This is a genomic window from Kitasatospora sp. NPDC004615 (assembly GCF_042873545.1).
In the GTDB taxonomy this organism is placed as follows: domain Bacteria; phylum Actinomycetota; class Actinomycetes; order Streptomycetales; family Streptomycetaceae; genus Kitasatospora.
Genome location: NZ_JBIALQ010000005.1, coordinates 507,773 through 523,008, shown reverse-complemented (window position 1 = coordinate 523,008; position 15,236 = coordinate 507,773). Strand labels below are relative to the sequence as shown.

14 protein-coding genes are annotated in these 15,236 nt (G+C 71.1%); 13 read left to right on the top strand and 1 reads right to left on the bottom strand.

Annotated elements, in window-relative coordinates; all coding sequences use genetic code 11:
• Positions 1-135 precede the first annotated feature (135 nt).
• Positions 136-1,020 (top strand): hypothetical protein, encoded by an 885-nt coding sequence (locus tag ACFYS8_RS20315; protein WP_387642890.1) that lies wholly within the window; start codon positions 136-138, stop codon positions 1,018-1,020.
• A gap of 252 nt (positions 1,021-1,272) precedes the next feature.
• Here the strand turns inward: ACFYS8_RS20315 and ACFYS8_RS20310 are convergent, their stop codons facing one another.
• Positions 1,273-1,776, bottom strand: coding sequence for a transcriptional regulator (locus ACFYS8_RS20310; protein ID WP_380488108.1), 504 nt, complete (start codon positions 1,774-1,776; stop codon positions 1,273-1,275).
• A 273-nt stretch (positions 1,777-2,049) separates the two neighbouring features.
• Between ACFYS8_RS20310 and pyrR the strand changes: the two genes are divergently transcribed.
• From pyrR to coaBC, 12 genes are all read left to right on the top strand, one after another.
• Positions 2,050-2,661, top strand: coding sequence for a bifunctional pyr operon transcriptional regulator/uracil phosphoribosyltransferase PyrR (pyrR, locus tag ACFYS8_RS20305; protein WP_387642889.1), 612 nt, complete (start codon positions 2,050-2,052; stop codon positions 2,659-2,661).
• A gap of 6 nt (positions 2,662-2,667) precedes the next feature.
• Complete coding sequence (locus ACFYS8_RS20300) at positions 2,668-3,660, top strand: aspartate carbamoyltransferase catalytic subunit (protein ID WP_380488112.1); 993 nt, start codon at positions 2,668-2,670, stop codon at positions 3,658-3,660.
• A complete protein-coding gene (locus ACFYS8_RS20295) occupies positions 3,657-4,949 on the top strand; it encodes a dihydroorotase (RefSeq protein WP_387642888.1) in 1,293 nt (430 codons plus the stop codon). Before ACFYS8_RS20300 ends, ACFYS8_RS20295 begins: the two co-directional genes overlap by 4 nt.
• On the top strand, positions 4,949-5,506 hold the full coding sequence (locus ACFYS8_RS20290) for a hypothetical protein (protein WP_387642887.1): 558 nt from the start codon (positions 4,949-4,951) through the stop codon (positions 5,504-5,506). Before ACFYS8_RS20295 ends, ACFYS8_RS20290 begins: the two co-directional genes overlap by 1 nt.
• Positions 5,503-6,660 (top strand): glutamine-hydrolyzing carbamoyl-phosphate synthase small subunit, encoded by a 1,158-nt coding sequence (gene carA / locus ACFYS8_RS20285; RefSeq protein ID WP_387642886.1) that lies wholly within the window; start codon positions 5,503-5,505, stop codon positions 6,658-6,660. The genes ACFYS8_RS20290 and carA overlap by 4 nt, the downstream gene beginning before the upstream one ends.
• Positions 6,653-9,961, top strand: a complete 3,309-nt coding sequence (gene carB / locus ACFYS8_RS20280; RefSeq protein ID WP_387642885.1) for a carbamoyl-phosphate synthase large subunit — start codon at positions 6,653-6,655, stop codon at positions 9,959-9,961. Before carA ends, carB begins: the two co-directional genes overlap by 8 nt.
• 82 nt (positions 9,962-10,043) lie before the next feature.
• A complete protein-coding gene (locus tag ACFYS8_RS20275; RefSeq protein WP_387642884.1) occupies positions 10,044-11,141 on the top strand; it encodes a quinone-dependent dihydroorotate dehydrogenase in 1,098 nt (365 codons plus the stop codon).
• A gap of 56 nt (positions 11,142-11,197) precedes the next feature.
• Positions 11,198-12,037: an orotidine-5'-phosphate decarboxylase gene (gene pyrF / locus ACFYS8_RS20270; RefSeq protein ID WP_387642883.1), complete on the top strand. Its 840-nt coding sequence runs from the start codon at positions 11,198-11,200 to the stop codon at positions 12,035-12,037.
• A 229-nt stretch (positions 12,038-12,266) separates the two neighbouring features.
• The gene (mihF, locus tag ACFYS8_RS20265) at positions 12,267-12,593 is read left to right on the top strand and encodes an integration host factor, actinobacterial type (protein ID WP_030459182.1); all 327 of its coding nucleotides are present in this window, start codon (positions 12,267-12,269) and stop codon (positions 12,591-12,593) included.
• Positions 12,594-12,641: 48 nt separating this feature from the next.
• Positions 12,642-13,199: a guanylate kinase gene (gene gmk / locus ACFYS8_RS20260; RefSeq protein WP_387642882.1), complete on the top strand. Its 558-nt coding sequence runs from the start codon at positions 12,642-12,644 to the stop codon at positions 13,197-13,199.
• A 52-nt stretch (positions 13,200-13,251) separates the two neighbouring features.
• Entirely contained in the window at positions 13,252-13,518 is a 267-nt protein-coding gene (gene rpoZ / locus ACFYS8_RS20255) for a DNA-directed RNA polymerase subunit omega (RefSeq protein WP_100835243.1), read from the top strand.
• A 307-nt stretch (positions 13,519-13,825) separates the two neighbouring features.
• A complete protein-coding gene (gene coaBC / locus ACFYS8_RS20250; RefSeq protein ID WP_387642881.1) occupies positions 13,826-15,031 on the top strand; it encodes a bifunctional phosphopantothenoylcysteine decarboxylase/phosphopantothenate--cysteine ligase CoaBC in 1,206 nt (401 codons plus the stop codon).
• Positions 15,032-15,236 lie beyond the last annotated feature (205 nt).

The window sequence follows — 15,236 nt, the reverse complement described above, 5'->3', positions numbered from 1 at the left end:
CGGTCCCATCTCGGCGGGGCGCGCGCCGGACTTGACGGTCAGTTGCAGAGTTGTGACAGCCCGTGTGTGTGGGACGGGTGTGGGAGGGGAGAAGTCGGTCAGCAGTTGCTCGACCGAGATCCCCGGGAGCCACCGATGTCCAGGAACAGCCGTCGGCCGCGCCGTTGCGGTGCCGAGTCCTCGCGCCGCAGCGACGAGGCGTTCGTCACCGGGATCCTGACCGACGAGGCCGACTTCGCCCGGGCGCGGGAGTGGCAGCTCACCGACGCGCCGGACTACGAGACCTACCTGCGCGAGACCGCCGACCTGCTGGCCGAGGCCGTGGAGTGCTACGGGACGGTCCGGGCCCGGATGTTCCACCCCGCGGACTTCGCGGACTACTGCCTGCTGCACGGCGTCGACCCGGGCGAGCAGGCCGCCCGGGACGGTTACCTGGTCAACCCGCCGCTGCAGACCCAGCTGGTCACCTACCGCGGCGAGGAGCTCGCCGACTTCGTGCCCCGGCTGGTCCGGGCCCGCGAGGGCGGTCTGACGCTGCGGCACGCGGACCTGGTGATGGACGGCGCGCTGTGCGCCGCCGTGGGGGTACCTCCGAGCCCCCTGGGCTGGGGGAAGGCGGCCGCCGATCCGCGGGCGCGCTGGACGTACCAGCAGGCGTCCGAGGTGTTCCGCCGGGTGATGGTCGGCGCCGGCTGCGGGGCGTACGAGTTCCGGGTCGCGGTGGACGCCCCCGGCGGGGCGCTGGAGGCGCACGCCCGGGTGCTGCACTGGGAGGACGGCGCCGTCCGGATCAACGACGAGGACCTCGACCTGATCACGGCGGTGCTCTGCGCGGGTCTGTACGGCGAACTGCCCGGCGCCGCGGTGCTGCACGGGACGCAGGGCTCCGGCTCGCTGTGCGGCGAGTACCGGCAGGTCGCCTGGGCCTGGCGCAGCACCGGCTTCGACTGGACGCCGGCGGAGGTGGCGATGCACGGTGTCCCGGCCGGTCCGGGCTTCAGCCTGGGCACCGTGGTCTGAGCGTGCGACAGCGGGGCGGGGGGGGGGGGGGGCCCCCCCCCCCCCCCCCCCGGGGGGGGGGGGGGGGGGGGCGCCCGGGCGGGGGGGGGCGCGGGGCGGCGGGGGGGGGGGGGGTGGCCGGGGGCCCGGGGGGGGCGGGCCGCCCCCGGGGCCCCGGGGGGGGGGGGGGGCCCCGGGGGGGGGGGGGCCGGCCCCCCCCCCCCCCCGCCCCGCTGTGACGTTTCTTCAGTGCGAACGCTCAGGGAGCGGAGATCAGCTCGCGTCGTCCTCGCGGACGGCGCGCCGCGCGTCCGGGTTCAGCACGCCCCAGCTGATCAGCTGCTCGGTGAGGATCGAGGGGGACTGGTCGTAGATGACCGCGAGGGTGCGCAGGTCGTCCTGGCGGATCGAGAGGATCTTGCCGTTGTAGTCGCCGCGCTGCGACTGGATGGTCGCGGCGTAGCGCTGCAGCGGGCCGGCCTTCTCGGACGGGACCTGAGTCAGCCGCTCGAGGTCGAGCACCAGACGCGGCGGCGGCTCGGCCGCGCCGCCCGGGGTGCCGCCGGGCAGCAGCTCCTGCACCGGGACGCCGTAGAAATCGGCCAGCTCGGCGAGGCGCTGCACCGTCACGGCACGGTCGCCGCGCTCGTAGGAGCCGACCACGACGGCCTTCCAGCGGCCCGTGGACTTCTCCTCCACACCGTGCAGGGAGAGATTCTGCTGAGTGCGGATCGCCCGGAGCTTGGCCCCGAGCTGCTTTGCATAGTCGCTGGACATGGATCTCCCCGGACGAGATTGCTTCGCGTGCGCTGAATGGGACGCTGAATGGGAGCCACGAGGCCCGCAGTGGAGCACGTTCGTAACTCACTGTGAGGTTACGTAGAGTGAGGGTGGCGCGTCAAGCCGAATGGGGCACTCGTGCGAACGCGTGCCGAACGGGCCGAGATCAGCGCACTGCTACGATGAGCAAGGTTCTGGCTGCGGCCGGAAACCCTTCCCGACATCCTTTAAGACCCGTCCAGTGAGGCGGGGAAGGAGGTCCGCTTCGGCATGACCACACCCAGTTCTGCTCCCCGCGCCCCGCACCAGGTGCTGGACGCCACCGACGTCGCCCGGGTCGTCACCCGGATCGCCCACGAGATCGTGGAACGCGCCAAGGGCGCCGAGGACGTCGTACTCCTCGGCATCCACACCCGCGGCGTCCACCTGGCCCGCCGGCTGCGCGCCAAGCTCACCCAGATCACCGGCCGGGAGATCCCGTTCGGCACGCTGGACATCACCATGTACCGGGACGACCTGCGGCTGAAGCCCGCCCGGGCCCTGGAACACACCGAGATCCCCGCCGACGGCATCGACGGCAAGCTGGTGATCCTGGTCGACGACGTGCTGTTCTCCGGCCGCACCATCCGGGCCGCCCTCGACGCGCTCGGCGACATCGGCCGCCCGCGCGCCGTGCAGCTGGCCGTCATGGTCGACCGCGGACACCGCGAACTCCCGATCCGCGCCGACTACGTGGGCAAGAACCTGCCCACCTCGCTGCGCGAGGCCGTGCAGGTCCAGCTCTCCGAGACCGACGGCCGCGACGCCGTCCTGCTCGGCGACCGCGACTACGCCGCCCGCAGTTCCCAGGCTCTTGCCGCCGATCCCCAGCTCTCGGAGTAAAACCGCGTGAAGCGCCACCTCGTCTCCGCCGCCGACCTCAGCCGCGACGACGCGCTGCTGATCCTGGACACCGCCGAGGAGCTCGCCCAGCTCTCCGGACGGGCCGTCAAGAAGCTCCCCACGCTGCGCGGCCGCACCGTCGTCAACCTGTTCTTCGAGGACTCCACCCGCACCAAGACCTCCTTCGAGGTCGCCGAGAAGCGGCTGTCCGCCGACGTCATCAACTTCTCCGCCAAGGGCTCCTCGGTCTCCAAGGGCGAAAGCCTCAAGGACACCGCGCTGACCCTCCAGGCGATGGGCGCCGACGCCGTGGTGATCCGCCACCACGCCTCCGGTGCCGCCGCCCGGCTGGCCGGCTCCGACTGGCTGCACGGCAGCGTCATCAACGCCGGTGACGGCACCCACGAGCACCCCACCCAGGCGCTGCTCGACGCGTTCACCATGCGCCGCCACCTCAACCCCGGCCCCGGCCGCGACCTGGCCGGCCGGAAGATCGCCATCGTCGGCGACATCCTGCACAGCCGGGTCGCCCGCTCCAACGTGCACCTGCTGACCACGCTCGGCGCCGAGGTCACCTTCGTCGCCCCGCCGACGCTGCTGCCGATCGGCATCGAGACCTGGCCCTGCCAGGTCTCCTACGACCTGGACGCCGTGCTGCCGAAGGTCGACGCCGTGATGATGCTGCGGGTGCAGCGCGAGCGGATGAACGCCGCGTTCTTCCCCACCGAGCGCGAGTACTCGCGCCGCTACGGCCTGGACGGGCTGCGCCTCGCCACCATGCCGGAGCACGCCATCGTGATGCACCCCGGCCCGATGGTCCGCGGCATGGAGATCACCGCCGACGTCGCCGACTCGCCGCGCTGCACCGTGGTCGAGCAGGTCGCCAACGGCGTCTCGGTCCGGATGGCCGTCCTTTACCTGCTGCTCGGCGGCGCCGTTTTCGCCGATGGCTCAGCCGACGCAGCCCGCACCACCGAAACCCCGGAGGCCGCCCAGTGACCACCTACCTGATCCGCAACGCCCAGATCCTCGGCGGCGCCCCCCAGGACATTCACCTCGTGGACGGCGTCTTCGCCGCCATCGGCGAGCACCTCGACGTGCAGGCCGACATCGAGATCGACGCCACCGGCCTGATCGCCCTGCCCGGCCTGGTCGACCTGCACACCCACCTGCGCGAGCCCGGCCGCGAGGACGCCGAGACCGTGCTGACCGGCACCCAGTCCGCCGCCATGGGCGGCTACACCGCGGTGCACGCGATGGCCAACACCTTCCCGGTCGCCGACACCGCCGGCGTCGTCGAGCAGGTCTGGCGGCTCGGCCAGGAGTACGGCTACTGCGACGTGCAGCCGGTCGGCGCCGTCACCGTCGGCCTGGAGGGCAAGCAGCTCGCCGAGCTCGGCGCGATGCACGACTCCGCCGCCGGGGTGCGGGTGTTCTCCGACGACGGCAAGTGCGTGGACGACGCGGTCATCATGCGCCGCGCGCTGGAGTACGTGAAGGCCTTCGACGGCGTCGTCGCCCAGCACGCCCAGGAGCCGCGGCTGACCGCCGGCGCCCAGATGAACGAGGGCCTGGTCTCCGGCGAGCTCGGCCTCGGCGGCTGGCCCGCCGTCGCCGAGGAGTCGATCATCGCCCGGGACGTGCTGCTGGCCGCGCACGTCGGCTCCCGGGTGCACATCTGCCACCTGTCCACGGCCGGCTCGGTGGAGATCGTCCGCTGGGCCAAGGGCAAGGGCTGGAACGTCACCGCCGAGGTCACCCCGCACCACCTGCTGCTCACCGACGAACTCGTCCGCAGCTACGACCCGGTGTACAAGGTCAACCCGCCGCTGCGCACCGCCGCGGACGTCGAGGCGCTGCGCGGCGCGCTGGCCGACGGCACCATCGACGCCGTCGCCACCGACCACGCCCCGCACCCGGCGGAGGACAAGGACTGCGAGTGGGCGGTCGCCGCGATGGGCATGGTCGGCCTGGAGACCGCGCTGTCGGTCGTGCAGCAGACCATGGTCGAGACCGGCCTGCTGAACTGGGAGGGCGTCGCGGACCGGATGTCGCACCGCCCGGCCCGGATCGGGCGGCTGACCGGCCACGGACGTCCGGTCTCGGTGGGTGAGCCCGCCAACCTGGTGCTCTTCGATCCCGCGTACCGTGGTGTCGTGAACCCCGACACCTTCGCCACCCGCTCCCGCAACAGCCCCTTCAAGGGCATGGACCTGCCCGGACGGGTGCACGCCACCTTCCTGCGCGGCGAGGCCACCGTCCTCGCGGGCGAACTGGTCGAGCGCTGATGCTGCTCGCCACCGAGAAGGGCCAGGTGACCAACTGGCCCGGGTACATCGGTGCGACGGTCGGCCTGCTGATCCTGGTCGCGCTGGTCTACTGGCTGATGCGCCAGGGCTGGAACTGGCGCCGGACCCTGCAGTCCGACCTGCCGGAACTGCCCGCGGTGCCCGCGCAGCCGGGTGAGACCCTGCTGGCCGCCCCCGGCCGGTACCACGGCTCCACCACCGCCGGGAACTGGCTGGACCGGGTCGTCGCGCACGGCCTGGGTACCCGCAGCCTGGCCGAGCTCACCCTCACCGAGCACGGCCTGCTGGCCCGCCGCCCCGGCGCGGACGACCTGTGGATCCCCGCCGAAGCCCTCACCGGCGCCCGCACCGACTCCGGCATCGCCGGCAAGGTGGTCCCCTCGGGCCTGCTGGTGGTCGGCTGGACGATCGGGGAGCGGGAGTTGGAAAGCGGCTTCCGGCTGGACGCCGCCGCCGAGCACGACGCCTGGGTCGAGGCCGTCGAGGCACTGGTAACACGTACGAGCACGAAGAAGACGGAAGAGGCCGCGAAATGACCGCACCTGCCCCCACCACCACGCGCACCAGGCGGGAGCGAGTGCCTGCCGTGCTCGTCCTGGAGGACGGCCGGACGTTCCGCGGCCAGGCCTACGGCGCGGTCGGCGAGACCTTCGGCGAGGCGGTTTTCAACACCGGCATGTCCGGCTACCAGGAGACCCTGACCGACCCGTCGTACCACCGCCAGGTGGTCGTCATGACTGCCCCGCAGATCGGCAACACCGGCTGGAACGACGAGGACGACGAGTCGCAGCAGATCTGGGTGGCCGGCTACGTGGTCCGCGACCCCTCCCGGGTCGCCTCCAACTGGCGCGCCAAGCGCTCGCTGGACGAGGAGCTGGAGCGCCAGGGCGTCGTCGGCATCAGCGGCATCGACACCCGCGCGCTCACCCGCCACCTGCGCGAGCGCGGCGCGATGCGGGTCGGCATCTTCTCCGGCCCGGCCGTCGAGGACCAGGCCGCGCTGCTGGCCAAGGTGCAGCAGGCCCCCGAGATGAAGGGCGCCGACCTGTGCGCCGAGGTCGCCACCAAGGAGACCTACGTCGTCCCCGCGATCGGTGAGAAGAAGTTCACCGTCGCCGCCCTCGACCTCGGCATCAAGGGCATGACCCCGCAGCGGATGGCCGAGCGCGGCATCGAGGTGCACGTGCTGCCGGCCAACTCCACCGCCGAGGACATCTACGCGGTGCAGCCCGACGGCGTGTTCTTCTCCAACGGCCCGGGCGACCCGGCCACCGCCGACCGGCAGGTCGAGGTGCTGCGCGAGGTGCTGGCCAAGAAGACCCCGTTCTTCGGCATCTGCTTCGGCAACCAGATCCTCGGCCGGGCCCTCGGGTTCGGCACCTACAAGCTCAAGTACGGCCACCGCGGCATCAACCAGCCGGTGCAGGACCGCACCACCGGCAAGGTCGAGGTGACCGCCCACAACCACGGCTTCGCCGTGAACGCGCCGCTGGACAAGGTGAGCGACACCCCCTTCGGGCGGGTCGAGGTCTCCCACGTCTGCCTCAACGACGACGTGGTCGAGGGCCTGCAGGCACTCGACATCCCCGCCTTCAGCGTGCAGTACCACCCCGAAGCGGCAGCCGGCCCGCACGACGCCGCCTACCTCTTCGATCGCTTCGTCAGCCTTATGGAGGCCCAGCGTGCCTAAGCGCACCGACATCAAGTCCGTCCTGGTGATCGGCTCCGGCCCCATCGTCATCGGCCAGGCGGCGGAGTTCGACTACTCGGGTACGCAGGCCTGCCGGGTGCTCAAGGCCGAGGGCCTGCGGGTCATCCTGGTCAACTCCAACCCGGCGACCATCATGACCGACCCGGAGATCGCCGACGCCACCTACGTCGAGCCGATCACCCCGGAGTTCGTCGAGAAGATCATCGCCAAGGAGCGCCCCGACGCGCTGCTGCCGACCCTCGGCGGCCAGACCGCGCTGAACACCGCGATCTCCCTGCACAGCGCCGGCACCCTCGACAAGTACGACGTCGAGCTGATCGGCGCCGACGTCGAGGCGATCAACAAGGGCGAGGACCGCGAGCTGTTCAAGGGCGTGGTCGAGGCCGTCAACGCCAAGATCGGCCACGGCGAGTCCGCCCGCTCGGTGATCTGCCACTCCATGGAGGACGTGCTCGCCGGCGTCGACACCCTCGGCGGCTACCCGGTCGTGGTCCGTCCGTCCTTCACCATGGGCGGCGCCGGCTCCGGCTTCGCGCACGACGAGGAGGACCTGCGCCGCATCGCCGGCCAGGGCCTGACCCTCTCGCCGACCACCGAGGTGCTCCTGGAGGAGTCCATCCTCGGCTGGAAGGAGTACGAGCTCGAGCTGATGCGCGACAAGCACGACAACGTCGTGGTCGTCTGCTCGATCGAGAACTTCGACCCGATGGGCGTGCACACCGGTGACTCGATCACCGTCGCCCCGGCGATGACCCTCACCGACCGCGAGTACCAGATCCTGCGCGACATCGGCATCGCCGTGATCCGCGAGGTCGGCGTCGACACCGGCGGCTGCAACATCCAGTTCGCCGTCAACCCCGTCGACGGCCGGGTCATCGTCATCGAGATGAACCCGCGTGTGTCGAGGTCGTCGGCGCTGGCGTCGAAGGCCACCGGCTTCCCGATCGCCAAGATCGCCGCCAAGCTGGCCGTCGGCTACACGCTGGACGAGATCCCCAACGACATCACCGAGCAGACCCCGGCCTCCTTCGAGCCGACCCTGGACTACGTGGTCGTCAAGGTGCCGCGGTTCGCGTTCGAGAAGTTCCCGTCCGCCGACGCCACGCTGACCACCACCATGAAGTCGGTCGGCGAGGCCATGGCGATGGGCCGCAACTTCCCCGAGGCGCTGAACAAGGCGCTGCGTTCGCTGGAGAAGAAGGGCTCGCAGTTCAGCTTCGTCGGCGAGGTGGGGGAGAAGGACGAGCTGCTGGAGAAGGCTCAGATCCCCACCGACGGCCGGATCAACACCGTCATGGAGGCGATCCGGGCCGGCGCCACCCCCGAGGAGGTGTTCGAGGCCACCAAGATCGACCCGTGGTTCGTCGACCAGCTCTTCCTGATCCACGAGATCGCCGTCGAGCTCGCCGAGGGCGACAAGCTCGACCCGGAGCTGCTGCGCCACGCCAAGCAGCACGGCTTCTCCGACCAGCAGATCGGCGAGATCCGCGGCCTGAAGACCGACGTGGTCCGCGAGGTGCGGCACGCGCTCGGCATCCGCCCGGTGTTCAAGACCGTCGACACCTGCGCCGCCGAATTCGCCGCCAGGACCCCGTACTTCTACTCGTCCTACGACGAGGAGAACGAGGTCGCGCCGCGCACCAAGCCCGCCGTGATCATCCTGGGCTCCGGCCCGAACCGGATCGGTCAGGGCATCGAGTTCGACTACTCCTGCGTGCACGCGTCCTTCGCGCTCGCCGACGCCGGGTACGAGACCGTGATGGTCAACTGCAACCCGGAGACCGTCTCCACCGACTACGACACCTCCGACCGGCTGTACTTCGAGCCGCTCACCCTGGAGGACGTGCTCGAGATCGTCCACGCCGAGCAGCAGGCCGGCCCGCTGGCCGGCGTCATCGTGCAGCTCGGCGGCCAGACCCCGCTGGGCCTGGCGCAGGCGCTCAAGGACAACGGCGTGCCGGTCGTCGGCACCTCGCCCGAGGCGATCCACCTCGCCGAGGAGCGCGGCGCGTTCGGCCGGGTGCTGAAGGACGCGGGCCTGCCCGCCCCCAAGCACGGCACCGCCTTCTCCTTCGACGAGGCCAAGGCCATCGCCGACGAGATCGGCTACCCCGTCCTCGCCCGCCCGTCCTACGTGCTCGGCGGCCGCGGCATGGAGATCGTCTACGACGAGGCCTCGCTCGCCTCCTACCTGGAGCGGCACGCTGGCCTGATCTCCGAGCACCCCGTGCTGATCGACCGCTTCCTCGACGACGCCGTCGAGATCGACGTGGACGCCCTGTACGACGGCGAGGAGCTGTACCTCGGCGGCGTCATGGAGCACATCGAGGAGGCCGGCATCCACTCCGGTGACTCGGCGTGCGCGCTGCCGCCGATCACCCTCGGCGGGTATGACATCAAGCGGCTGCGCTCCGCAACCGAGGGCATCGCCAAGGGAGTTGGCGTCCGCGGACTGATCAACATCCAGTTCGCGCTGTCCGGCGACATCCTGTACGTGCTGGAGGCCAACCCGCGCGCCTCCCGCACCGTGCCGTTCACCTCCAAGGCGACCGCCGTGCCGCTGGCCAAGGCCGCCGCCCGGATCTCGCTCGGCGCCACCATCGCCGAACTGCGCGCCGAGGGCCTGCTGCCGCGCGAGGGCGACGGCGGCACGCTGCCCGCCGACGCGCCGATCTCCGTCAAGGAGGCCGTGATGCCGTGGTCGCGCTTCCGCGACGTGCACGGCCGCGGCGTGGACACCGTGCTCGGCCCGGAGATGCGCTCCACCGGCGAGGTCATGGGCATCGACCGGGTCTTCGGCACCGCCTACGCGAAGTCCCAGACCGGCGCGTACGGCGCCCTGCCCACCAGCGGCAAGGTGTTCGTCTCGGTCGCCAACCGCGACAAGCGCAACCTGGTCTTCCCGGCCCGCGCGCTGGTCGAGCTCGGCTTCGAACTGCTCGCCACCACCGGCACCGCCGAGGTCCTGCAGCGGGCCGGCATCCCCGCCACCGTGGTGCGCAAGCACTCCGAGGGCGAGGGCCCGAACGGCGAGAAGACCATCGTCCAGCTGATCCACGAGGGCGGCATCGACCTCATCATCAACACCCCGTACGGCACCGGCGGCCGGATGGACGGCTACGAGATCCGCACCGCCGCGGTCTCCCGCGCCGTCCCCTGCCTGACCACCGTGCAGGCGATGGGCGCGGCCGTGCAGGGCATCGACGCGCTGCACCGCGGCGAGGTCGGCGTGATGTCGCTGCAGGAACACGCGGCGCTGATCAACTCCGGCCGCAACTAGGTCGACAACCGTGGGGGGCACACCGCACGCCGGGTGCCCCCCACGTCCATGCCCGAGCCCAGCCAGCCGTCGGAGGCCCCACGTGTACAAGCTGCTGTTCAACCTGCTGTTCAAGAAGATGGACCCGGAGAAGGCCCACCACCTGGCGTTCTTCTGGATCCGGCTGGCCAGCTCGGTGCCCGGCCTGCGCTCGCTGGTGCGGGCCGTGCTCGCCCCGCGCGACCCCAAGCTGCGCACCACCGCCCTCGGCCTGGACCTGCCCGGCCCGTTCGGCCTCGGCGCCGGCTTCGACAAGAACGGCATCGGCATCGACGGCCTGTCGATGCTCGGCTTCGACTACGTCGAGATCGGCACCATCACCGGCGAGCCCCAGCCCGGCAACCCCGCGCCGCGCCTGTTCCGCCTGATCGAGGACCGCGCGCTGATCAACCGGATGGGCTTCAACAACCAGGGCTCCGCCCGGGTCGCCGCCCGCCTGGCCGGCCGCGCGCGCACCAGCAGCACCCCCGTGGTCGGCATCAACATCGGCAAGACCAAGGTCGTTCCCGAGGACCAGGCGACGCCCGACTACCTGAAGAGCGCCAAGGCGCTGGCGCCCTACGCCGACTACCTGGTCGTCAACGTCTCCTCGCCGAACACCCCCGGGCTGCGCAACCTGCAGGCCGTGCAGATCCTCGGCCCGCTGCTGTGGGACGTCCGCAAGGCCGCCGACGAGGTCACCACCCACCACGTGCCGCTGCTGGTGAAGATCGCCCCCGACCTCGCCGACGAGGACATCGACGAGATCGCCGACATGGCGCTGCACCTCGGCCTGGACGGCATCATCGCCACCAACACCACCATCGGCCGCGAAGGCCTGAAGACCCCTGCCGCGCGGATCGAGGAGATCGGCATGGGCGGCCTGTCCGGCGCCCCGCTGAAGGCCCGCTCGCTGGAGGTGCTGGAGCGGCTGCGCAAGCGCACCGAGGGCCGCCTGGCGATCATCTCGGTCGGCGGCATCGAGACCGCCGAGGACGCCTGGCAGCGCATCCTGGCCGGCGCCGACCTGGTCCAGGGCTACTCCGCGTTCATCTACGAAGGCCCGTTCTGGATGCGCAAGGTCCACAAGGGCCTGTCCGCGCGCCTGCGCGCCGCCGGCTACGCGTCCATCGGCGAGGCGGTCGGCAAGGGCATCCGCTGAGCCTGTTCCTCGAAACGGGCAGCCGACCACATTCTTGAGACTGAGGAAAGACACCGATGACTGACATCACGCCGTTCGGCACCCGCCTGCGGACCGCCCTGGACACCCGCGGCCAGCTCTGCGTCGGCATCGACCCGCACGGCTCGCTGCTCACCGCCTGGGGCCTGAACGACGACCTCGCGGGCCTGGAGAGCTTCTCGCGCACCGTGGTGGAGGCGCTGGCCGACCGGGTCGCCGTGCTTAAGCCGCAGTCGGCGTTCTTCGAGCGCTTCGGCAGCCGCGGCATCGCGGTGCTGGAGCGCACCGTCACCGAGGCCCGGGAGGCGGGCGCGCTGGTGCTGATGGACGCCAAGCGCGGCGACATCGGCTCCACCATGGCCGCCTACGCGGAGACCTTCCTGTCGCCGGACAGCCCGCTGTTCTCCGACGCGCTCACCGTCAGCCCGTACCTGGGCTTCGGTTCGCTGCAGCCGGCCGTCGACCTGGCGCACGCCAACGGCTGCGGTCTGTTCGCGCTGGCGCTGACCTCCAACCCCGAGGGCCACGAGGTGCAGCGGGCGATCGGCGCGGACGGCGAGAGCGTCGCGCAGGCCGTGCTGCGGCGGCTCGCGGCGGAGAACTCCGGTGCGGCGCCGCTGGGTTCGTTCGGTGCGGTGGTCGGCGCGACGCTCGCCGACGCGGGCGTGGACCTGGCGATCAACGGCCCGCTGCTGGCCCCCGGCGTGGGTGCGCAGGGCGCCACCGCGCAGGACCTGCCGCGGGTGTTCGGCGACCAGGTGCGCAACGTGGTGCCCAGTGTGAGCCGCGACGTGCTGAAGCACGGACCGTCGGTCGTCGCACTGCGACAGGCCGCGCAGGTGTTCGTCGATGATGTGAGGGCCGTCACAAACGCGTGACCCAGGGGTGGCCAACTCGGCTGATTTGCCCGGAAAAGTCCCGGGTCGGCCCCTGCTGACCTGGACTTTTCGTGTTCTTTTCCTGACGTGGCGGCCCAAGTTGGGTAGTGTCCGGCGGTAGGACGCCAGTTGGCGGTGGTTCCGGCCACCGTCGCAGGTCAGAGCCTGTGGCGTCCGGGCACAACCCAGTCATGGAACATCCCTTCCATCCACACCTGAGGTGAACGGCGTGGCTCTTCCGCCCCTTACTCCCGAACAGCGCACCGCCGCGCTCGCCAAGGCCGCCGAGGCTCGCCGGAAGCGTGCCGACGTCAAGAACCGGCTGAAGCACTCGGGCGCCTCGCTGCACGACGTCATCAAGGCCGGCAAGTCCGACGACGAGGTCATCGGCAAGATGAAGGTCTCCGCTCTGCTGGAGTCCCTGCCGGGTGTCGGCAAGGTCCGCGCCAAGCAGATCATGGAGCGCCTCGGCATCTCCGAGAGCCGTCGTGTGCGGGGCCTCGGTACGAACCAGATCGCGTCCCTGGAGCGGGAGTTCGGCGGCGCCGCCTCCTGAACGGAGGCCGGTGTCGGCGGAACCTCCGCGATCCGGGATAATCGGTACATGAGTGAGCGTCCGCGGCTGACCGTGCTCTCCGGCCCCTCCGGGGTCGGCAAGAGCACGGTCGTCGCTCATATGAGGAAGCAGTTCCCCGAGGTCTGGCTGTCGGTGTCGGCGACGACCCGCCACCCGCGCCCGGGTGAGCGCGACGGAGTGCAGTACCACTTCGTCGACAACGAGCAGTTCGACAAGCTGGTCGCCAACGGCGAACTGCTGGAGTGGGCAGTGTTCGCCGGCAACCGGTACGGGACCCCCCGGCAGGCCGTTGTCGACAAGCTCGACAAGGGCGAGCCGGTGCTGCTGGAGATCGACCTCCAGGGTGCCCGGCAGGTCAAGGAGTCGATGCCCGAGGCCCAGTTGGTCTTCCTGGCCCCGCCGAGCTGGGACGAGCTGGTGCGCCGGCTCACCGGCCGCGGCACCGAGTCGCAGGCCGTCATCGACGAGCGGCTGGCAGCGGCCCGGATCGAGCTCGCCGCCGAGGCGGAGTTCGACACGACGCTTGTCAATACCTCCGTCGAGCAGGTAGCGGCCGAACTGCTAGCCTTGCTCGGTGTAGCCTGACCGGATCGGCTGCATCCAGCCAATCCATGAAAACCACTTCGGAAGGTTCAGCGTGTCCTCTTCGATGACCGCGCCCGAGGGCATCATCAACCCGCCGATCGACGAGCTGCTCGAGGCCACCGACTCCAAGTACAGCCTGGTGATCTACGCGGCCAAGCGTGCCCGCCAGATCAACGCGTACTACTCCCAGCTCGGCGAGGGCCTGCTGGAGTATGTCGGCCCGCTGGTCGACACCCACGTGCACGAGAAGCCGCTGTCGATCGCGCTCCGCGAGATCAACGCCGGCCTGCTCACCGCCGAGGCGATCGAGGGCGCCTGAGCCCCCAGCATTTCCTTCGAGGGCCCGTCCGATGCCATGTGCGTCGGGCGGGCCCTCGGCATGTGCGCGGGCGGGCCGGTGGCGTCTGGATGGCCGGGGCGGAGTTGGTCTATGCGCAGATAATCTCCGCGTAGACAATCTCCGGCGCGTGATCACTTATGACCGGGTGCGATCACTTGCGAACAGCCGCCGCCTCCCCCGGGGTGTGCGCGGGTGGGCCGGTGGTGTGCGCGGAGACACGTCGCAGCGGTCCGGCGGCGGGTCGTAAGGTGGGCTGGTTGACCCGTCGTTAGGAGAATCGACCGCCATGACCGCGCCCCGTGTCGTCCTCGGTGTCAGCGGCGGGATCGCCGCGTACAAGGCCTGCGAACTGCTGCGCCGGTTCACCGAGTCCGGGCACCAGGTGCAGGTGGTGCCGACCGCCGCCGCGCTGCACTTCGTCGGCGAGGCGACCTGGGCGGCGCTGTCCGGGCGGCCCGCCGCCACCGAGACCTGGGAGCGGGTGCACGAGGTCCCGCACGTGCGGATCGGGCAGCAGGCCGACCTGGTGGTGGTCGCCCCGGCCACCGCCGACCTGCTCGCCAAGGCCGCCCACGGCCTCGCCGACGACCTGCTCACCAACACCCTGCTGACCGCCCGCTGCCCGGTGGTGTTCGCGCCCGCCATGCACACCGAGATGTGGGAGCACCCGGCCACCCAGGAGAACGTGGCCACGCTGCGCCGCCGCGGCGCGATCGTCATCGAGCCCGCCGTGGGCCGGCTGACCGGCGTGGACACTGGCAAGGGCCGGCTGCCCGATCCGGGCGAGATCTTCGCCGCCTGCCGGCGGGTGCTGGCCCGCGGTTCGCTGGAGCAGGACCTGGCCGGCCGGCACGTGGTGGTCTCCGCCGGCGGCACCCGGGAGCCGCTGGACCCGGTGCGCTTCCTCGGCAACCGCTCGTCCGGCAAGCAGGGTTACGCGCTGGCCGCCACCGCCGCCGCCCGCGGCGCCCGGGTCACCCTGATCGCCGCGAACACCGCGCTGCCCGACCCGGCGGGGGTGGACGTGGTCCGGGCCGGCACCGCGCTGCAGCTGCGCGACGCCGTGCTGAAGGCCGCCGCCGGGGCCGACGCCGTGGTGATGGCCGCCGCGGTCGCCGACTTCCGGCCCGCCGAGTACGTCACCGGCAAGATCAAGAAGGTGGACGGGGTCGAGCCCGCGCCGATCGTGCTGGTCCGCAACCCCGACATCCTGGCCGAGATCTCCGCCGACCGGGCCCGCCCCGGACAGCTGGTGGTCGGCTTCGCCGCCGAGACCGACGACGTGCTCGCCAACGGCCGCGCCAAGCTCGCCCGCAAGGGCTGCGATCTGCTGGTGGTCAACGAGGTCGGCGACGGCAAGGCGTTCGGCCAGGACACCAACAGCGCGGTGCTGCTCGGCGCGGACGGTTCGGAGGTCCACATCGCGGATGGTCCGAAGGAGATGCTGGCCGACGCGATCTGGGACCAGGTCGCCGTCCGGCTCGCCGACTGACTTCTGCAAAACCCCGAGCGGCCCGGGCAGTTGGGGATCGGCTCGGGGTGTTCCGGGAGTGTTTCCGCCGGTTTCACCCGGATGTGATTCACATCGCGGACATGTTCGGGGCGCACAGAGAGTGTCCGTGATCGGTAGCCGACCGTTACACTCCACAGCAGGAATCAAGTCTTTCCGGATGCCTCGGGACTTCCGAGCGCATTCA